20 protein-coding genes are annotated in these 19546 nt (G+C 57.9%); 13 read left to right on the forward strand and 7 right to left on the reverse strand.

The features are described from left to right. Nucleotides 1-22 precede the first annotated feature (22 nt). From ACEQWH_RS10265 to ACEQWH_RS10285, 5 genes are all read left to right on the forward strand, one after another. Nucleotides 23-415, forward strand: coding sequence for a DUF6497 family protein (locus ACEQWH_RS10265; protein WP_370230445.1), 393 nt, complete (start codon nucleotides 23-25; stop codon nucleotides 413-415). Nucleotides 416-629: 214 nt separating this feature from the next. Beyond that, complete coding sequence (locus ACEQWH_RS10270) at nucleotides 630-773, forward strand: hypothetical protein (RefSeq protein ID WP_209355976.1); 144 nt, start codon at nucleotides 630-632, stop codon at nucleotides 771-773. A gap of 75 nt (nucleotides 774-848) precedes the next feature. Continuing rightward, nucleotides 849-1211, forward strand: coding sequence for a hypothetical protein (locus tag ACEQWH_RS10275; protein ID WP_370230447.1), 363 nt, complete (start codon nucleotides 849-851; stop codon nucleotides 1209-1211). A 142-nt stretch (nucleotides 1212-1353) separates the two neighbouring features. Next, nucleotides 1354-1566 (forward strand): hypothetical protein, encoded by a 213-nt coding sequence (locus ACEQWH_RS10280; RefSeq protein ID WP_370230449.1) that lies wholly within the window; start codon nucleotides 1354-1356, stop codon nucleotides 1564-1566. Nucleotides 1567-1679: 113 nt separating this feature from the next. Further along, nucleotides 1680-3710, forward strand: coding sequence for an acetyl-CoA carboxylase biotin carboxylase subunit (locus ACEQWH_RS10285; RefSeq protein ID WP_370230452.1), 2031 nt, complete (start codon nucleotides 1680-1682; stop codon nucleotides 3708-3710). Nucleotides 3711-3757: 47 nt separating this feature from the next. Here ACEQWH_RS10285 and ACEQWH_RS10290 read toward each other — a convergent pair whose 3' ends face one another. Next, nucleotides 3758-4207, reverse strand: coding sequence for a DUF4174 domain-containing protein (locus tag ACEQWH_RS10290; RefSeq protein WP_370230454.1), 450 nt, complete (start codon nucleotides 4205-4207; stop codon nucleotides 3758-3760). A 99-nt stretch (nucleotides 4208-4306) separates the two neighbouring features. Between ACEQWH_RS10290 and scpA the strand changes: the two genes are divergently transcribed. From scpA to ACEQWH_RS10315, 5 genes are all read left to right on the forward strand, one after another. Continuing rightward, nucleotides 4307-6433, forward strand: coding sequence for a methylmalonyl-CoA mutase (gene scpA, locus ACEQWH_RS10295; RefSeq protein ID WP_370230456.1), 2127 nt, complete (start codon nucleotides 4307-4309; stop codon nucleotides 6431-6433). Between the two features lie 109 nt (nucleotides 6434-6542). Further along, the gene (locus ACEQWH_RS10300; protein ID WP_370230459.1) at nucleotides 6543-7148 is read left to right on the forward strand and encodes a VOC family protein; all 606 of its coding nucleotides are present in this window, start codon (nucleotides 6543-6545) and stop codon (nucleotides 7146-7148) included. Beyond that, a complete protein-coding gene (locus tag ACEQWH_RS10305) occupies nucleotides 7145-7624 on the forward strand; it encodes an N-acetyltransferase family protein (protein WP_370230461.1) in 480 nt (159 codons plus the stop codon). Before ACEQWH_RS10300 ends, ACEQWH_RS10305 begins: the two co-directional genes overlap by 4 nt. Nucleotides 7625-7663: 39 nt before the next feature. Then, nucleotides 7664-8344 carry a TerB family tellurite resistance protein gene (locus ACEQWH_RS10310; RefSeq protein WP_370230464.1) on the forward strand — a complete coding sequence of 227 codons (681 nt, stop codon included), beginning with the start codon at nucleotides 7664-7666 and terminating at the stop codon, nucleotides 8342-8344. Beyond that, on the forward strand, nucleotides 8344-9348 hold the full coding sequence (locus ACEQWH_RS10315; RefSeq protein WP_370230467.1) for an endonuclease/exonuclease/phosphatase family protein: 1005 nt from the start codon (nucleotides 8344-8346) through the stop codon (nucleotides 9346-9348). The genes ACEQWH_RS10310 and ACEQWH_RS10315 overlap by 1 nt, the downstream gene beginning before the upstream one ends. 15 nt (nucleotides 9349-9363) lie before the next feature. On the opposite strand, the gene ACEQWH_RS10320 is transcribed toward ACEQWH_RS10315, so the two are convergent. The 6 genes from ACEQWH_RS10320 to ACEQWH_RS10345 form a co-directional block, all read right to left on the reverse strand. Beyond that, nucleotides 9364-10902, reverse strand: a complete 1539-nt coding sequence (locus ACEQWH_RS10320; protein WP_370230470.1) for a Ppx/GppA family phosphatase — start codon at nucleotides 10900-10902, stop codon at nucleotides 9364-9366. A gap of 77 nt (nucleotides 10903-10979) precedes the next feature. Then, on the reverse strand, nucleotides 10980-13166 hold the full coding sequence (locus ACEQWH_RS10325) for an RNA degradosome polyphosphate kinase (RefSeq protein ID WP_370230473.1): 2187 nt from the start codon (nucleotides 13164-13166) through the stop codon (nucleotides 10980-10982). Nucleotides 13167-13238: 72 nt separating this feature from the next. After that, nucleotides 13239-13904, reverse strand: a complete 666-nt coding sequence (locus tag ACEQWH_RS10330) for a chromosomal replication initiator DnaA (protein WP_370230475.1) — start codon at nucleotides 13902-13904, stop codon at nucleotides 13239-13241. Between the two features lies 1 nt (nucleotide 13905). Continuing rightward, a complete protein-coding gene (locus ACEQWH_RS10335) occupies nucleotides 13906-14982 on the reverse strand; it encodes an AI-2E family transporter (protein ID WP_370230478.1) in 1077 nt (358 codons plus the stop codon). A 126-nt stretch (nucleotides 14983-15108) separates the two neighbouring features. Beyond that, a complete protein-coding gene (locus ACEQWH_RS10340) occupies nucleotides 15109-15624 on the reverse strand; it encodes a fasciclin domain-containing protein (RefSeq protein WP_370230479.1) in 516 nt (171 codons plus the stop codon). Nucleotides 15625-15747: 123 nt separating this feature from the next. Next, nucleotides 15748-17181, reverse strand: coding sequence for a Hint domain-containing protein (locus tag ACEQWH_RS10345; RefSeq protein WP_370230481.1), 1434 nt, complete (start codon nucleotides 17179-17181; stop codon nucleotides 15748-15750). Nucleotides 17182-17365: 184 nt separating this feature from the next. Between ACEQWH_RS10345 and proS the strand changes: the two genes are divergently transcribed. From proS to ACEQWH_RS10360, 3 genes are all read left to right on the forward strand, one after another. Beyond that, complete coding sequence (gene proS / locus ACEQWH_RS10350) at nucleotides 17366-18718, forward strand: proline--tRNA ligase (protein WP_370230484.1); 1353 nt, start codon at nucleotides 17366-17368, stop codon at nucleotides 18716-18718. 5 nt (nucleotides 18719-18723) lie between these two features. Next, the gene (locus ACEQWH_RS10355; RefSeq protein WP_370230486.1) at nucleotides 18724-19344 is read left to right on the forward strand and encodes a GDSL-type esterase/lipase family protein; all 621 of its coding nucleotides are present in this window, start codon (nucleotides 18724-18726) and stop codon (nucleotides 19342-19344) included. 81 nt (nucleotides 19345-19425) lie between these two features. Next, the coding region (locus ACEQWH_RS10360) for a DUF2937 family protein (RefSeq protein ID WP_370230488.1) at nucleotides 19426-19546 on the forward strand (121 nt) is incomplete at its 3' end.

Consider the following 19546-nt stretch of genomic DNA (forward strand, 5'->3'; position numbering starts at 1 on the left):
TCGCAAAAAAGAGGAGGCTCTGATGCGTAGCCTTGCTCTGATCGCGGTTGTTCCGATGCTTATGCAGAGCTGTGAGAAAGACGCCGACAGTGCGTCAGACATCCCCTCGGGATTTGAGCACAGCCTGTTTGAAACGCTGGAAGATACCATGCCTGATGGCAAGCGTGTGTTGCGTCTGCGTTACGTCGCAGACAGCCTTGGCGCTGAGGACCATCAACGCGTATCAGCAGACTTTGCGGCCCTTTGCGCGCGCGATGCGCTGCCGCGTCAGGCTAAGGCAGATCCGAAATTCGACGAGGTTGTGATCTCGTTGGCCAACAAAAAATCTGAATTTGCAGTGTTCAATCCCGAAGTCACCCAGTATTTCGAGGCTTTCACCTTGAAAAACGGTAGCTGTATCTGGGAGGCATTCTGATGCGGGCACTAAACCTAGGGGGCGACGCCCCAAATCGGCGCGTTCTTGCGTCTTTCGCACCACAGGGCCGCTTGTCTCTGTCTAAACGTTTTATTTTTGGGCTAAAATCCGGTATGCTCTGCCGTGGATACGTACGACTTACCTCGTGCTCCATTCTGAGGCAGGCAGGGGAAACTTCCTCTGTTCAAATAAAAAGAAATACTAGGAGAAGCAGATGTCTAAGAGCATCAAGTCCATTCTGGCGCTCAGCGTCGTTGTTGTTGTCGCCGCGTGCGCCAAAGAACCAGTTGACGAATTCGTCGTGGTTGATCCGGCTCCAATCTCGACCGAGCCGACCCACACGGGTAAATACAAGTAAGACTTTCGGGCAAGGGCCGGGCTTTCTTGCGCCGGCGCTTGCCCCTCTCGCATCTCTGCAAGTCGGAGGTGCAGCATGATCAAGCATCGTGGTTTCCCAAGCCGTCTTCCCGGCACGGACTTCCAATTCACCATTCGTCGTCCAAACCCTAAAGGTGTCACCGCCATCATTCGGCGTGAGCGCTTTAAGGATCGCAAATACGCCGACCGCCGTGCGGATCTGGGCTTTATGCAGGCCTTGTGGGAAGCGTTTGGAACCGAACCTTTTGAACGCGGCAATCTGGACGCGGGTCGTCTGTCGTGGCTGTTTGGCCGCGAAGTCAAAGCCTTTGATCCCGACACATTTGATCCCGAAGACTATGACGCGCTTTTGGTCATAGACGAGGCCGTTGCGCGCTCGTCCTTTCCTGATGCGATCGACGGGGATGGCATTCTGTGATCGGTTGCGCGCGCATATCATGTGATCTAGGTCGGCAGTCCTTTGCCGATCCGGTTCAAACTGCGCGCGCGCCCTTGCGCCCAGGTGCAGCTTCTTTGACGGTGGGCTCAGGATTGGGCAACATCAAAGGGGCAGATCAAACATGCGAATTTTCAAACTTACAGCGGTACTCGGCCTTGGCCTTGCGCTTGCGGCCTGTGGCGACACGGCGCTCGAGCAGGGCCTGCTGGGTGCAGGCGCGGGCGCTGCGGGCGCCATCATCACCGGCGGCGACGCAGCCACGGGCGCGGTCATTGGCGGCGCGGGCAACCTTGCCTACTGCCAGACCTATCCAAACCGTTGTAAATCTCCGTAACACCAACGACTTCGGTCGTTCATCTGGATATTTGGCCATCGGCACCCCGCGTGCCGGTGGCCTTTTTTGTTTCGACGCGTTCCGCGTGTCGGCTCGAATAGGAAGGACCCCTAATGTTTGATAAGATCCTGATCGCCAACCGTGGCGAAATCGCCTGCCGTGTCATCAAATCCGCGCGCAAAATGGGCATCAAGACCGTTGCGATTTATTCGGACGCCGACAAAAACGCATTGCATGTGAAAATGGCCGACGAGGCCGTCCACATCGGGCCGCCCCCAGCCAACCAATCCTATATCGTGATCGACAAGGTCATGGACGCCATCAAGCAAAGCGGCGCGCAGGCGGTGCACCCGGGCTATGGTTTCCTGTCTGAAAACGCGAAGTTCGCCGAGGCGCTTGAGGCGGCTGGTGTTGCTTTCATCGGGCCACCTAAAGGGGCGATCGAAGCGATGGGTGACAAAATCACCTCAAAGAAAATCGCGCAGGATGCCAATGTGTCCACCGTGCCGGGCTATATGGGCCTGATTGAGGACGCGGATGAGGCGGTCAAGATTTCCAACGAGATCGGTTATCCGGTGATGATCAAGGCCTCTGCCGGTGGCGGCGGCAAAGGCATGCGGATCGCTTGGTCTGACGACGAAGCGCGCGAGGGCTTTCAGTCGTCAAAGAACGAAGCGGCCAATAGCTTTGGTGACGACCGGATCTTCATTGAAAAGTTCGTCACCCAGCCGCGCCACATCGAAATTCAGGTGCTGTGCGACGCACATGGCAATGGCGTCTATCTGGGCGAGCGCGAATGCTCGATCCAGCGTCGGAACCAGAAAGTTGTCGAAGAGGCGCCTTCGCCGTTCCTTGATGAAGCCACCCGCAAGGCGATGGGCGAGCAATCCGTCGCGCTGGCCAAGGCGGTGGGCTATGCCTCTGCCGGGACCGTGGAATTCATCGTTGATGGGGACCAGAACTTCTATTTCCTTGAGATGAACACCCGTCTGCAGGTGGAACACCCTGTGACCGAGCTGATCACCGGTGTCGACCTTGTGGAACAGATGATCCGCGTCGCCAATGGTGAGCCTCTGTTGATCACGCAAGACGATATAACGCTGACCGGTTGGGCGATTGAAAACCGCCTTTATGCCGAGGATCCCTATCGCAACTTCCTGCCGTCCATCGGCCGTTTGACACGCTATCGTCCACCGGCGGAAACCGCGGCCTATGCGCCGGGCACCGCAGCAGGCGCGGCAGGCGATGTGGTCGTCAGAAATGACACCGGCGTCTATGAGGGCGGCGAGATTTCAATGTATTATGATCCGATGATCGCGAAACTCTGCACATGGGCGCCGACCCGCGATGCTGCGATCGAAGCCATGCGTGTGGCGCTCGACAGCTTTGAGGTCGAGGGCATCGGCCACAACCTGCCGTTTGTCGCCGCCGTCATGGATCACCCGAAGTTTGTGTCAGGCGACATGACAACCGCGTTCATTGCCGAAGAATACCCGGACGGTTTCGAAGGCGTAGACCTCCCAGAAGCCGACCTGCGCAAGATCGCAGCGGCGGCTGCAGCGATGAACCGTGTCGCGGAAATCCGTGCAACGCGTGTTTCAGGCCGAATGGACAATCACGAACGCAGGGTAGGATCTGATTGGGTTGTGTCTTTGCAGGGCGTTGATTTCCCAGTTGAAATCGCGGCCGACGCGGATGGATCCACCGTGACATTTGACGACGGAGCCGCGCTGCGTGTCTCGTCAGATTGGACGCCGGGCGACCAGCTTGCAGAGCTGACCCTTGATGGCGCGCCTATGGTGATCAAGGTCGACGCGATCACCTGCGGCTTCCGCATTCGCAGCCGTGGAGCAGACCTGAAGGTTCTGGTACGCAGTCCGCGCGAGGCGGAATTGGCGAAACACATGCCAGAAAAACTGCCGCCGGATACATCTAAACTGCTGCTCTGCCCAATGCCGGGTCTGATTGTGAAAGTCGACGTCGAAGTGGGCGACCAAGTTCAGGAAGGGCAGGCGCTCTGCACGGTCGAGGCGATGAAGATGGAAAACATCCTGCGCGCGGAAAAGACCACCGTGGTCACGAAAATCAACGCCGCAGCAGGCGACAGCCTTGCCGTCGATGACGTGATCATGGAGTTCGAATAAAGAGCTATGACTGCGTCAGCATCATATCATGTGACTAAGGCCGGGGATTACCCATCCCCGCGCCGGTCTCTGATTTCTTGCTGGCGCATAGGCATTTTGTCGATCACACGGCCCAGTTCGCGCACGTCCCACGGGAAGGGTTTGCGCAGCTTGACGCCGCCGTCCTTGCCAATGAGCACCATCATGAACCCGCGCGGGCGCAATTGTGTGCGCAACTCCGATTTTGCGGCAGGATCGGTGTCGGTCAGAACGACCACATCGCGTTCACGCAGGGCGTCTTCTTGGGCTTCAAGCAGGGCGATCTGCTCGATGAACCGCGGATCTGCGGGGCTGTCTGCAAAGACGATCACAGGACGGTTCGTCCACAGAAAACTCTCAATCGCAGCGGGGTCTGTCAGGAAGACGGAGGCCTCTTCAGCCCCCTCATCCGCGATGACGGTGCTGCCCAAGAGAGCAGAGAAAACAACGGCTAAGCCATGGCGCAAAGAAGTGGTCATGACTGCCAATATAGGCGCATTCGTCGCGATTGCGATGGGCAAGGCCCGCGTCTCACGGAAATTTATGAAGGCGGGTGCACCCGCGCAGAGGAAAGTCACATGACGACGAAAAAAGACTGGGAAGCACTGGCCGAGAAAGAACTGCGCGGCAAGCCATTGGATGCGCTGACCTGGGACACGCTGGAAGGCATTCAGGTCAAGCCGCTTTACACCGCCGAGGACACTGCCGAGATCGACCACATGGGCGGGCTGCCGGGCTTTGGGCCGTTCACACGCGGGGTCAAAGCAACCATGTATGCGGGACGTCCTTGGACCATCCGCCAGTATGCAGGCTTTTCGACCGCCGAGGAATCCAACGCCTTTTATCGCCGCAACCTGGCCGCTGGTCAGCAAGGCGTATCGGTGGCCTTCGACTTGGCCACGCACCGGGGCTATGACTCTGATCATCCGCGTGTTGAGGGCGATGTGGGCAAAGCGGGCGTGGCGATTGACAGCGTCGAGGACATGAAGATCCTGTTTGACGGCATTCCGCTGGACAAAGTCTCAGTCTCGATGACCATGAACGGTGCGGTCATTCCGATCCTTGCGAGTTTCATCGTTGCGGGCGAAGAGCAGGGGCATGATAAATCTCTGCTGGCGGGCACCATTCAGAACGATATTCTGAAAGAATTTATGGTGCGCAACACCTATATCTATCCGCCAGAGCCTTCGATGCGGATCATCTCGGACATCATCGAATACACTTCAAACGAGATGCCAAAGTTCAACTCGATCTCGATTTCCGGCTATCACATGCAGGAAGCGGGCGCGAACCTTGTGCAAGAGTTGGCCTATACGCTGGCGGACGGGCGTGAGTATGTGCGCGCGGCGATTGAGGCCGGTATGGATGTGGACAAATTCGCGGGCCGGCTGAGCTTCTTCTTCGCGATCGGCATGAACTTCTTTATGGAGGCCGCGAAACTGCGGGCCGCGCGGCAGTTGTGGCATCGCATCATGATGGAATTTGGTGCGAAATCCGAACGCTCGAAAATGCTGCGCACCCATTGCCAAACCTCTGGCGTGTCGTTGCAGGAACAAGACCCCTATAACAACGTGATCCGCACCGCCTATGAAGCGATGGCGGCAGCACTTGGCGGCACGCAATCGCTGCACACCAACGCGCTGGACGAAGCGATTGCTTTGCCGACCGATTTCTCTGCTCGGATCGCGCGCAATACCCAGCTGATCCTGCAGGAAGAGACCGGGATTACCAATGTCGTCGACCCGCTGGCAGGCTCTTACTACGTGGAAAGCCTGACGGATGAGCTGGCGACAAAAGCCTGGGAACTCATTGAAGAAGTTGAGGAAATGGGCGGCATGACTAAGGCTGTGGCCTCAGGCATGCCTAAACTGCGGATCGAGGAAACCGCCGCGCGGCGTCAGGCGATGATTGACCGTGGTGACGAGGTCGTAGTCGGCGTGAACAAATATCGCAAAGACAGCGAAGAAGAGATCGACATTCTTGATGTGGACAATATCGCCGTGCGTGAAAGCCAGATCAACCGTCTGAACAGCATCCGCGCGTCTCGCGACGAGGCAGCCTGCAACTCAGCTCTGGCAGAGCTGACGCGCCGTGCGCGCGAAGGTGGCAATCTTTTGGAAGCAGCCGTTGAAGCCGCCCGCGCGCGGGCCTCTGTTGGAGAAATCAGCATGGCGATGGAAGATGAATTCGGGCGTCACCGCGCCGAGGTAAAGACTCTGGCTGGCGTTTATGGCGCGGCCTATGAGGGCGATGAGGGCTTTGCCAAGATCCAGAAATCTATCGAAGACTTCGCAGAGGAAGAGGGCCGTCGCCCACGCCTGCTGGTTGTGAAAATGGGGCAAGATGGTCACGATCGCGGTGCGAAGGTGATCGCCACGGCCTTTGCCGATATTGGCTTTGACGTGGATGTGGGGCCATTGTTTCAGACACCCGCCGAGGCCGCGCAGGACGCGATTGACAACGACGTGCATGTGGTCGGGATTTCCTCGCAGGCCGCTGGCCACAAGACGTTGGCGCCACAGCTGATCAAGGCGCTTGAAGACAATGATGCGGGCGACATCATCGTGATTTGCGGCGGCGTTATTCCGCAGCAGGACTATGATTTCCTGAAAGCCGCAGGTGTGAAAGCGATCTTTGGCCCAGGCACCAATATCCCCGAGGCGGCTGAAGATATCCTGAACCTGATCCGCGACGCGCGCAGCTAGTGTGCTGGGGGCTGTCTGCCCCCAGACCCCCGAGGATATTTGGGCAAGAGAAAGAGATTGTCTTCGCTTCTGTGATCCGTAGTCTGAACACTCGGATCACGGAGGGTCTATGCAGTTTGATCACTTTGCCATCGCAGGCGAGACGCTGGAGGCAGCGGTCGCTTATGTCGAAGACGCTTTGGGCGTTTCGCTGTTGCCGGGCGGCAAACACGCGCATTTTGGCACGCACAACCAGCTTTTGGGGCTGGCGGATGGACTGTATCTGGAAGCGATTGCGATAGATCCCAAGGCCGCGCCGCTTGGGTATCTACGCTGGTTTGATTTGGATCGATTTGCAGGCGAACCGCGCCTGACGAACTGGATTTGCCGCAGCGATGATCTTGCGCAAGACTTGACGCGGTTGGGCGCAGGTGCGGGGCAACCTGTGGCTTTGACACGGGGCGCGTTGGCGTGGCGGATGGCGGTTCCTGAGGATGGAATACTGCCCTGCGATGGGTGTTTTCCTGCGCTTATTCAATGGGATGTGACAGACATTCCGGGCGATCTGCTGCCTACATCCGGCTGCAGATTGACGCGATTTGAAATCGCGCATCCCGAGGCGGACTGGTTGCGCGAGGTTGTGGATCTTGAGGATGAGCGTGTGGTGTTTGTGCGTGGTGCGCGCGAGATGCGGGCGACGATTGAAACGCCCCATGGTCTGCGGGTTCTGTCATGATGATCCGCCCGGCCGAGGCACGCGATGTTGCCGACATCGCCAAGGTTTGGAATTCGGAAATCCGAACGGGCGTCAGCACATTCAATTCGGTTGAGAAAACCACAGGAGAAGTGGCCGAACTGCTAAGGGCACGTGGCACAGCGGTGCAGGTGGCCTGTGATGGTGATGACTTTCTGGGGTTTGTGACCTTTGGCAGTTTTCGCGGCGGGATCGGCTATCGCCATGCGGCCGAGCACACGATCTATCTGACCCCGCAGGCGCAGGGGCGCGGTGTGGGGCGGGCCTTGATGACGCGGATCTATGAGGTGGCGCGCGCGGCAGACATCCATGTGCTGGTGGCCGGAATTTCCGGTGAAAATGATGCGGGGATCGGGTTTCACACGGCGCTTGGCTTTGTGGAAACAGGGCGCATGCCAAAGATCGCGCGCAAGTTTGGACGCGCGATGACGCTTGTTTTAATGCAAAAGGAATTATGACGCGGTGACAGTCCGTTAGCGCTTTCGTATAGTGATGTTATGTCGATTTGGACCCGAATAAGCGATGCTCTTGAAGCTTTGGTACAAGGTGAAAGCCTGTCCGAGGTCTTTGAGCGACTCAGAACCCCGCCAGAGCGCTCGATTGCCTTTACGATTGCCGTGATTGCCTTGGGCGCAAAGATGGCCAAGGCCGATGGGCTGGTGACACGCGATGAGGTTACGGCGTTTCGTGAGGTGTTTCATATTCGCCCCGAAGACGAGGCAAATGCGGCGCGGGTGTTCAATCTGGCGCGGCAGGATGCGGCGGGCTTTGAGGATTACGCCAAGCGGATCCACAAGCTGTTTGGCGCGGATCATTCCTGTTATTGCGACTTGATGGAAGGTCTGTTCCACATCTCGATGGCGGATGGAGAATACCACCCGAACGAAGATCTGTTTCTAGAGCGTGTGGCCGAAATCTTTCAAATGCAGCCTGCCAAATATCAGGCGATCAAGACGCGTTTTGTGCCCGATGCAGAGCCTGATCCCTATACGGTGTTGGGTGTAGATCCGACGGATTCATTTGAGGACATGCGCAAGGCCTGGCGCGCTTTGGTGCGAGACACCCACCCGGATGCCATGGTCGCGCGCGGGGTGCCTGAAGAGGCGGTTAAGATTGCCGAGAAGAAAATGATCGACATCAACCGAGCTTGGGAAACCATCAACGGCAAGGCGGCTTGATGCGCATTGCGACGTATAATGTCGAATGGTTTGCAAATCTGTTTGATGACGATGACAGCCTTGTTCTTGATGAGTCGTGGTCATCGCGGCGCGATGTGACCAAATCCCAGCAGGCGCAGGCGGTGGCCACTGGTCTGAAACAGGTGGATGCGGATGCGGTGTTGATCGTTGAGGCCCCAGATCAGAATAGCAAACGCTCGTCTGTGGCCGCGCTCGAAGGGTTTGCCGCGCATTTTGGCCTGCGCATAACGGACGCTATTATCGGGTTTTCCAATGATACACAGCAAGAATTGGCGCTGCTGTATGATCCGGCGGTATTGACCGCGCGGCATGATCCACAGGCGTCGCTGGATGCGCCCAGATTTGATCAGGAGTTTGCGATCGATCTGGATGTCGACGAGCGCAGCGATATGGTTCGGTTCTCAAAGCCGCCGCTTGAGCTTTCTTTGACGACGAAGGCGGGATTTGTCCTGCGTCTGATCGGTGTCCACCTGAAGTCCAAAGCCCCACACGGCGCGCGCAACCGTGACGAGGTGATGCGGATCTCGATTGCCAACCGGCGCAAACAATTGGCGCAGGCCATCTGGCTGCGGCGTCGCATTGTGCAGCATCTGAAGGCAGACGAGCCGTTGATTGTTCTGGGTGATCTGAACGACGGGCCGGGGCTGGATGAATACGAAAACCTGTTTGGTCGCTCGTCGGTTGAAATCGTGATGGGCGAGCAGGGGGTGGATTGCCTGACGGATCCTCATGCGCGTCAGGCGTTGGGGCAGCGGTTGGCCGCGCGGCCGACGACCTCGCGGTTTTATCTGCGTCACGAGGGGCGCTATCTGCAAGCCTTGCTGGATTACATTATGGTGTCACAGGAATTGGCTGCGCGGGATCCCAAATGGTGCATCTGGCATCCTTTTGACGATCACAGCTGTTGGGCCGACGCCTCTTTGCGAGAGGCGCTTTTGACGGCCTCGGACCATTTCCCTGTCAGTCTGGATATCGAATTATAGCGCTGTCTCAGTGCCTTACGCAAAGCTGACGTTCAGGTCGGCATTCAAGGCTGAGGCGAGGGACTGCAACCGGGCCTCGGCGACTTCGCCGTAAAGCGCGCGTGTGCTGTCGGGCATCTTGAGGCTGAGTTCGTTGGTGTCTTCAGAGTACTGCAAGTGACCCAGATCGGCGCCGGCCTGCATCCAGAGCATCGCGCCAAACCGCATGGCCTTGCCCAGGATTTCTGCTTGCCGGATGTCGTCGCTGTTCAGCAAATCAAACAGATCGGAGAACCGCGTGTCCTCGCGTTTGTTGCGATAGCGATGCAGCAGGGCGAGGCCCAGAAAGACCCGTTCAGAGTGCTTCAGGCCGCCCAGATTGGCGCGCGTTGCGTTGTCAAAACAGGTCTCGGCACGATAGTCGGGATGCGCGCGCCAGCTGACGTCGTGCAGCAGGCAGGCCGCTTTGACCAGACGCCTGCGATCTTTGTTGTCGCCTTTGAACAGCGGCTTCACAAAGTCATAAAGCGTGCGGCCAAAGCCCGGCAGACGCGCGTCTTTGCTTTCGGCATGGCGACAGGCTTCGATCAGGGGATCGCGACGTCGCAGTTCGGGCGGCATCTGCTCATACAGCATGCCTTCGCGGATGCCATAGCTTGAAATCGCGATGTCATAGGGATCGAACCGCTCTAGCAAGCCCTGAAGCACTTCGATGGCATAGGGCACAAGCCCCATACGTTGGGCAGAAACGCCACAGCGCAGGCGCAGCTCCTCGGGGTCATGCTCGGCGATATACGCAGCAGTTGCGGCGACATCTTCGGCGGTCATGCGGTATTCGTGCAGAACCAACAGGGGATAGCTGCGCCGCTCCATATCGATACGGGCGATTGCACGCCAAGACCCGCCGACCAGAAACAGGCGGTTCTGCTGATCGCCCATTTTGCGATAGAGTTTGTCCAGCGTTTTCTGGATATAGGCTTTGCGCCCCGCGGCGCCGCCGTCGATATCCTTGAGTTTCAGCGGCCCCAGTTTGGATGAGACGCGCTCGCCCACTTCGCCATCATTGATTTCAGCCAGCTCCATGGAAGAGCCGCCGATATCGCAGATCAGCCCATAGGCCCCGGGCCAGCCCAGCAGCACGCCCTGGGCGGATAGGCGGGCCTCTTCCTTGCCGTCCACTACGTGGATCTCAAGGCCTGTCTCTTTCAGAACCTGTGCGCAAAAGTCAGGCCCGTCCGAGGCTTCGCGCACGGCGGCGGTGGCCACGGCGGTCAACGGGCCGTTGCAGATCTGTTTGGCCAACTCCTGAAAGCGCGCAATCGCAGACAGGGCCCGTGCGCGCCCCTCTGGGTTCAATTTGCCGGTTTCAGACAGGCCTGCACCCAAGGCACACATGATCTTTTCGTTATAGAAATACGCCGGGCTGCGCGCCGCACCGTCAAAGACAACAAGCCTGACAGAGTTGGAACCAACGTCCACAACACCCACGCGTTTCAGTTTGCGCGAGGAGGGATCGTTAAAGAGCGGACGCCCGAAAGGGCCCCAGTCATCCAGGCTGTCAGTGGTGGCGTTCATGAATCATCCCAGCTCTTGTTTTGCAAAAATGCGGTACAGAAATCTGGGGGTCAATGGAACAGTTGAACGTCCCTGAATTAAGTCTGAGCCTCTTCATCGGTGTGCGTCAGTTTCGGCACATCCGATGCCCCGGCCGACCCGCGGCCAGAGAGCGAGGGGTTTTCCATGAAGAAGCGGTGGCAATTGAACGAAAAAGCGCCCTGGGGCACGCGTGCGCGCTCAAATGACCCATCCGGATTCATCACCCAGCTTTGCGCCGTGTCGGCCATATTGGCCGCCATGATCTGGCTGACGATCTGCGCTTTCACCGTAGGGTTGTCGATGCGCACAAGGGTCTCTATTCGCCGGTTCAGGTTGCGGCCCATCCAGTCTGCAGACGAGATATAGACCTTGGCCTTTTTGCCAGGCAGGCCGTGACCGTTGCCAAAACAGGCAATGCGGGAATGTTCCAGAAACCGTCCGACCACGGAGTTGACACGGATGTTGTCTGACAGACCTTTGATGCCCGGGCGCAGACCGCAGATACCGCGCACGACAAGGCTGATTTTCACACCTGCCTGACTTGCGGCATAGAGCGCGTCAATCACTTCGGACTCGATCAGGGAATTCATCTTGGCCCAGATTTCGGCCGGTTTTCCAGCGCGCGCAAAATCGGCTTCGAGCTGGATGTTCTCGATCAGGGTTTGCTTCAGCGACAGCGGAGAAATTGCAAGGTTTTCAAGGCTTTCAGGCTGAACGTATCCCGAGAGATAGTTGAAGATCTTGGTCGCGTCGCGCCCCAGACCATCGTCGCATGTGAAAAAGCTGAGGTCGGTGTACACCTTGGCGGTAATGGGGTGATAGTTGCCCGTGCCATAGTGCGTGTATGTCACCAGCCGATTGCCTTCACGCCGCACAACGGTCGAGATTTTGGCATGTGTTTTCCAGTCAGTGAACCCATAGACAACATGCGCGCCCGAGCGTTCCAGACGGCGTGACTGGCGAATGTTCGCGGCCTCGTCAAAGCGGGCTTTCAGTTCAACAAGCGCGGTCACCGATTTGCCGTCTTCGGCCGCCTCGCAAAGTGCTTCGACGATCGGAGACCGTTTGGATGTGCGGTAAAGCGTCTGTTTGATCGCCACCACATTCGGGTCACGCGCTGCCTGCGATATGAACCGCACAACCATATCGAAGGTCTCGTATGGGTGATGCAGCAGCATGTCCTTTTGTTTGATTGCGGCGAACATATCGCCGTCATGGTCCTGCACGCGTTCAGGAACACGCGGCGCAAAGGGGGGCCACATCAGGTCAGGACGGTTGTCCAGCAACAACTCTTTCAGGTCTGCAATGCCGATCATGCCCTCGAATTCAAAGATCTCTTGCGGGGCCACGTGCAGCTCGCGGCTGATCATATTGCGCAGGCTTTTGGGCGCGTCTGTGGAGAGGGCCAGCCGCACCACTTCGCCACGTCGGCGCCGTTTCAGTGCGGTTTCAAATTCGCGCACCAGATCCTCGGCTTCTTCTTCGACTTCCATGTCGCTGTCGCGCAGCACGCGGAAACTACAATGGCCTTTGGCTTTATAGCCGGGGAAAAGACTGCCCAGATGCAGGATCAGCAGATCTTCGAGCATCAGGAAACGCTGGGTGCCTTGGCTGTCGGGCAGGGCCACAAAGCGGTCGATCTGAGCGGGGATCGGCAACAGGGCTTGCAGCGGGCGCTTGTCTTTCTTGCGCTCTAGTTCCAACGCCAGCGAATAGCCGGTGTTGGCGATAAACGGGAACGGGTGGGCCGGGTCAATCGCCAGCGGCGACAGGATCGGAAACACCTGATGCAGAAAGACGTCCTTCAGGAAGTGCATGTCGTCGCTGGTCAGCTGATCACGCTCAAGCACCAGGATGTCCTGCGCCTCAAGCTCTTTGCGAAGCTGGCCAAAGATTTCCTGCTGGCGCATCATCAGTTTGCGCGAGTCCTCGTCGATCAGAACCAGCTGTTCTGACGGGGACAGACCATCCTGACCGGGGGTGACATTGCCCTCACGCGCCAGTTCTCGCAAACCTGCGACGCGTACGGTGTAGAACTCATCAAGGTTCGTCGCCGAGATCGACAGAAACCGCAGACGTTCCAGCAGGGGCACACGGGGGTTTTCGGCCTCTTCCAGAACGCGCCAGTTAAATGCCAACCAGCTTAGTTCGCGATTGAAAAACCTGTCAGGGCCAGATTTGTTCATCTCTGGCAGGTCAATCGGATCAGGGAAGTCGGACTTAAGAAAATCGGCGGTGGTCATTCAGGGTCGGTATCAGCACTAGGTAACGGGAAGGTGACAGTATCGCCGTTCCCACAGCGACTGTCCAGAGACCTAGGATTTCATAACATCGGCCGCTAAAGCACGGCTGACTTTGCGTTTTTTGGCCAGCGACGCCTGATCGATGGCGCGCACCAGGCGCCGCGCTTCGGCAAAGCTGCGGTCCATGTGTTTGACCATATAGGCGATGGTCTCGGTGTTGGGCGCAAGCTGTCGGTCGATGAACAGTTTTGCCAGCAGGATCGACAAAAGCGCGTCATCCGGTTCCTGCAGAACGGCTGTGGTTGTGCCTTGCAACCGGCTGTTCAGATCCGGCAGTGTCAGGCCCCAGTGTTTGGGTTCTGAAATGCCGGTCACCAGTAACGAATGCCCTTCGGCCAGCGTCAGATTGTGCAGGTGAAACAGCGCGTCCTGCGCGGCGCTGTCTGTGGCAATAGCGGGCACGTTTTCAACCGCAATCGCGCTTTGGGCCAGTTCTGGCACGCGCTCTTTGGTCAGGCTGGTGGCCTCGATGATCTGCGCGCCGGACTGCGCGGCCCAGACATGGGCCAGATGGGTTTTGCCGCTGCCTTCGGGCCCGATAATGGCCAGTTTGTTACCTGCCCACTGCGGCCAGCTGTCAACAAGGGCCAGCGCCATCGCGTTGGCCTCTGACACAAAGAAATCGTCACGGCCTAATGCCGCCCGCGCGGGCAGGTCAAAGCCTAGCTGTTCTGCCATCTTAGCCGTTGTCCTCGGACGTGTCGGTCTCTAGCCCCTTATACAGACGCGAGTCGCGGTATTGGCCCGAGGCATAGCGCACCAAAACACCAATTGCGGCGGCGACGGGAACGGCCACCAGCATGCCGACAAAGCCAAACAGGGATCCAAACAGCGACAGCGCAAACAACAGCCAGACGGGGTGCAGACCCACAGAGCTGCCGACCAGCTTGGGCGTCAGATAGTTGCCTTCCAGCATCTGGCCCGTGATGAAGATCGCGCCAACCAGTCCCAAGGACACCCAATCGCCCCAGAACTGAAACAGCCCCAATCCCAAGGCCAGCGCCCCGCCGACCAGCGCGCCGACGTAAGGAATGAAAGTGATCAGGCCAGCGATTGCACCTACCACCAGACCGAACTGGAGCCCCACCAGCATAAGCGCCACGGCATAGTAGGTGCCCAGGATCAGACAGACAGTCCCCATGCCGCGCACAAACCCTGCCAGAACGGTGTCGACCTCTTTGGCCAGGCGACGCACGACGGGTGCATGATCACGTGGCAAAAGCTCGTCGATTTTGGCGACCATATTGTCCCAGTCCAGCAGCAGATAGAATGCAACGACGGGCACCACGACAAGCAGCACCAGAACGTTGACCAGACCTGCCGCCGAGGTCAGAGCCGATTGCAAAAACGCGCCGCCATGCGCCTGAATTTGGTCTCCGATCGAGGCGAGTGTCTGATAGACGGCGCTGTCGGGGTTCAGAAGCTGCGGGAAACGTTCGCTGATAAAGGCTTGCAGGTCTCGTGCCAGTTGTGGTGCGATTTGCACCAGAGAGGTTGCCTGCGCAACCAACGTCGGCACAACGGCCAACACCATGATGACAAAGATCAACAGGGCGACGATGGTGATGATCGCGGTCGCTGCGGCGCGGGAAAATCCCATGGTTTCCAGACGGTCGGCAACCGGATCCATGAAATAGGCGATCGCTCCGCCCAGCACGAAAGGCAGGACCACATTTCCAAGCTGCCAAAGGGCGACAAAGAAGATTGCCGTGGCAATGCCCCAGTATTTCGCTTGTTCTCGTACAGGAAGAGCCATCGTCACCTCGCCTCATCTATTTGCCTAGACATCGCGTATTGGGACTTTGGATTCAAGAGGCCGGCCCGCTTTCGGCAGGACCGGCCTTTGGATTTCGGGGGATAGCCCGAAAATACCTGGTATGGGTTAGTGGCAATCCGGACGTGTGCCAGGCAACAACACTTTGTCGATCACGTGAATAACGCCATTGTCGGCCTGAATGTCCGCGATGATGACATTCGCCATCTCACCTGTGCCATCCGCGATCATGACGCCATCTTGCGAGCGTGTAATGCACAGACGCTCAGAGGCCAGGACCGGTTTGAAATAGTTTGACCCATGCGGGATCATACCGGCGGTCAGATTGCGGTCATCCACATGATACAGCAGAACATTGGTCAGCTGACCTTTGTTCGCAGGCTCCAGCAGAGTTTCTACAGTGCCAGCCGGCAGCGCCGCAAAGGCGTCGTTGATGGGGGCATAGACTGTGAAGGGGCCGTCGCCTTGCAGCGTTTCCACCAGACCTGCGGCGCTGACCGCGGCGACCAGAGTGGAGAAGCGTTCGTCGCTGACGGCGATATCTACAATCGTGTTTGTCGCCATAGCGGACGTGCCAAGGGTGGCGGCAACCAGAGTCGCCGCAAGAGTGCTTGCGCGTTTCATCGAAAAGTTCCTCACTGTTACGTTGCACAAGTACCCCGGGGTGCAAGTACAGTAGGATACGGACGCAACCCGTGTTTGGATCACCTTGCGCGTTCGTGTGTGTTCACGCTTTCGTGTGCGGCGTCACCCGCACAGCGGCGACTGCCCGTTTTGCGCCAGTCGAGACACCACCGCTTTCTGCATTTTGGCCGGGGGGATGGCATAGGCGGTCTTGGGCGTGGCGCTGCCCAGCTCGGGAAACAGCGATTTGATTTCGCGCCGCGCCTCAAGGGGCAGGGCATTTAACGCCTGTGGGCCGGTGTACAGGCTTTCGCTTGGCGCGCCTTCTGCAAAGATCACCTCGTGGCGATCAAAAAGCAGGTGGAAATACGTGACCGACTGCACCGAGTAGTCGACAAAAATACCGGGCAGGGGCGTCAGCTTGTTTGCGGGGATCAGAACCTCGGATGTTCCAGTGATGCGTTGTGCGGTGCGCGCCGAGACCAGCATTCTGTGTTGACGCGACACCAGCAGATCCTGACGGGGCAGGCCATGGCCCAATGCACCGGCAACGATGCGGATCGGGAACAGGCACGGCGCGGCCTCTAGGTCTGCACGGCTGAGCGTGCGTTTATAGATACGCAGGATCTTTGCCACGCCGCGAGTGTCGTCAGACAGGCAAACACTGTCTTGCGGCGACAGCCATTCAATCGGCACTGCGCCATTTGGGGTGTCAATCAGCGTGCCTGCGGTGAAACAGGGCACATAGGTGGTGCCCTCGATCAACCCGCTGGGAAAGGCGACAATGCCGACGGTTTCATCGGTATGGTCAACTTCGCTGTCTTGGGATTTCTCTTCCATCACGAACACGCCCACATTGGTGTCCGTCTGTCCGTTGATGGCGACATGCGCTGTGTCAGTGCCATTCATCGTCTGGGTTTTTGCAATCACAACGGCGTCGTCGATGGTAGAGCCAAATCCAACGGTGTCAGTATTCTCGTCCACGCCATCCGCTGTCAGAGCCGTGCCAAAATCTCCGCTGCCGCCGGGTTGGATTGCAATCCAGCCGACGTTCTCGGTGCCGTGAACCCCGTCCTGCGCCTCTTCTTCTTGTAGCGCGAGGTCAAAGCCATCTGCGGTAACATTAAAGCCGTCACTGTCCACAGTCGTGCTGTCATTGTTGGACATCACGGATGTTAACACGACAGGGGGCGCATCAAATTCTCCCTCAAGCTCAACCGAAGATGTGCTGTCGTCGGCATCTGTTGTCCCGGCCTCGATCACGCGACCGTCTGGCAATGTGTGGACACCTTCTTCGATGGCGATCCAATTCACGTCCTCGACCGCCGGGTGAACACCATCCAGATATTCCCATTCTTCCATGACGAAACTGAAAGAGGTTGTATTGCCGTCGTCATCGAAGGTCTGATTGGTGATGCGGAATGTATAGGGGTGGCCACCGTTCTGGGTGCCTGTCATGACGATCACAGGATCTGTCAGCGGTTCCGTAAAGGACACCGTGATTTCCTGCGTATCACCGCCTGCCGTACTAAGACTGCCTGCTTCGCCGATTGCCATGCCGTTACCCGAATACTAATAAACCAAGCTCTCTACGGAGCTGTTGAGACCACCATAGCCAAAAGTTGTGGCAAAATTAAGGTCGCAGGGTTTCAAATAGGCTGGGACTTCGGGCACGCCCTCTATTGCCTGCCTTTCGAGAACACCCTAAACGGGATGAAACACGAAATCCCACGGAGCACGTATGCGCCTTTCTCGCTATTTTCTTCCTGTCCTGAAAGAGACCCCTTCAGAGGCTCAAATCGTCAGCCACCGTTACATGCTGCGTGCTGGTATGATCAAACAATCCAGCGCCGGGATTTATTCCTGGTTGCCGCTGGGGTTCAAAGTGCTGCGCAAGATCGAAAACATCGTGCACGAAGAACAGATCCGCGCGGGTCACATTCCGATGCAGATGCCAACGATCCAATCCGCGGATCTGTGGCGTGAGAGCGGGCGTTATGACGCCTATGGCGAGGAAATGCTGCGGATCAAAGACCGCCATGACCGCGACATGCTGTTCACTCCAACCGCCGAAGAGCTGATCACCGATGTGTTCCGTTCGCATGTGAACAGCTACAAGGATCTGCCGCTGACGATGTATCAGATCCAGTGGAAATTCCGCGACGAACGCCGCCCGCGTTTCGGCGTCATGCGGGGCCGTGAGTTCTATATGAAAGACGGCTATAACTTCGACCTCACCAAAGAGGACGCGCTGCACGCCTACAACCGCCATCTGGTGAGCTATCTGCGCACCTATGAGCGTATGGGTCTTCAGGCGATCCCGATGCGGGCTGACGGGGGACCAATTGGCGGGGATTACACCCATGAATTCCTCGTGCTGGCGGAAACCGGTGAGTCCGAGGTATTCTATGACAGCGCTGTGACTGACCTGACCTTTGGCGACCGCGAGATCGATTATGACAGCGTCGAGCAATGTCAGGGCGTGCTCGAAGAATTCACCAGCCGCTATGCGCGCACGGATGAAACGCATGACGAAGCACTGTTCAACGAAATCCCAGAAGAGCGTCGCCGCACCGCACGTGGTATCGAAGTCGGCCAGATCTTCTATTTCGGCACCAAATATTCCGAGTCTATGAATGCGTCGGTTCAGGGCCCCGATGGGAAAAACACCCCTGTGCATATGGGCAGCCACGGGATCGGCGTCTCACGTCTGTTGGGCGCGATCATTGAGGCCAGCCATGATGACAAAGGTATCATCTGGCCCGAGGGTGTTACTCCGTTCCACGTGGGCATTGTGAACCTGAAGCAAGGCGACGAAGACGCGGATGCGGCCTGTGATGCGCTTTACAAAAGCTTCGCGGCGCTGGGCCTTGAGGCCCTGTATGACGACCGCAAAGAGCGCGCCGGTGGTAAATTCGCGACGATGGATCTGATCGGTCTGCCTTGGCGGATCACGGTCGGCCCACGCGGGTTGAAAAACGGCGTCGTTGAACTGACCAGCCGCCGCACTGGCGAGAGCGAAGAAATGCCGCCAGAAGCGGCCGTTGCCAAGATCGCAGAGATCTATGCAAACCACCGCGTCGTCGGGATGTAAGCCAGATGAAAACGATCCTTGCATTTGGTGATAGCCTGACATGGGGCTCATGCCCATTTAACGCGGGCCGTCACCCGCGCGAGGATCGCTGGCCGACCGCAATGGCCGCAGGCCTTCCCGAGGTCGAAGTGATCTCGGAAGGGCTGCGCGGGCGCACGACGGCCTATTTTCGAGCGGGTGTTGCAGAGTATCGCGGCGATCTGCATCTGCCTACTCTGTTGCATACTCATGCGCCATTGGATCTGGTGATGATTATGCTGGGCACCAATGACGTCTATTCCGGCATACCCACGCATAACATCTGGTGGGGGCTGCGCCGGTTGGTGGAAATCGTGCGCCATCACCCCTTTGGTCATCCGGATCACACAGTGCCGCAACTGATGCTGATCGCGCCGCCGACATTTAGCGCCGGACAGACGCTGGGCGTCGATGATGCATTGGTTGAAGAGGGCCGCAAAATCGGGCCACTCGTGTCTGAACTGGCGCAGGAAATGGATGTGCCGTTCTTTGACGCGGCAACCGTGGCCCATGCCGAAGCAGGCGATGGGTTGCATCTGGAGGCGCATGTCTCGCGCGCGCTGGGCGAGGCGCTTCAGGCACCGGTGCGCAAGCTGCTAGACCTTTAGGGGTAGCACACTCTCCGTTTTCCCCTGTCTGTATTGGCCATTTCAAGGTATTTTGGCTGAGAAGAACAAGAGGAACGCAGTATGATAGCACGCGCATTGGCCCTCTTGGGCGGTCTGGCCGGCGGGGTGAGCCTGTCGCAATTTCCTGAATATTCTCAGCAGTATATCCAGCGTTTGGCCGGAGCTGTTGACGAGCTGACCC

This window comes from Cognatishimia sp., from assembly GCF_964229375.1.
Lineage (GTDB): Bacteria > Pseudomonadota > Alphaproteobacteria > Rhodobacterales > Rhodobacteraceae > Cognatishimia.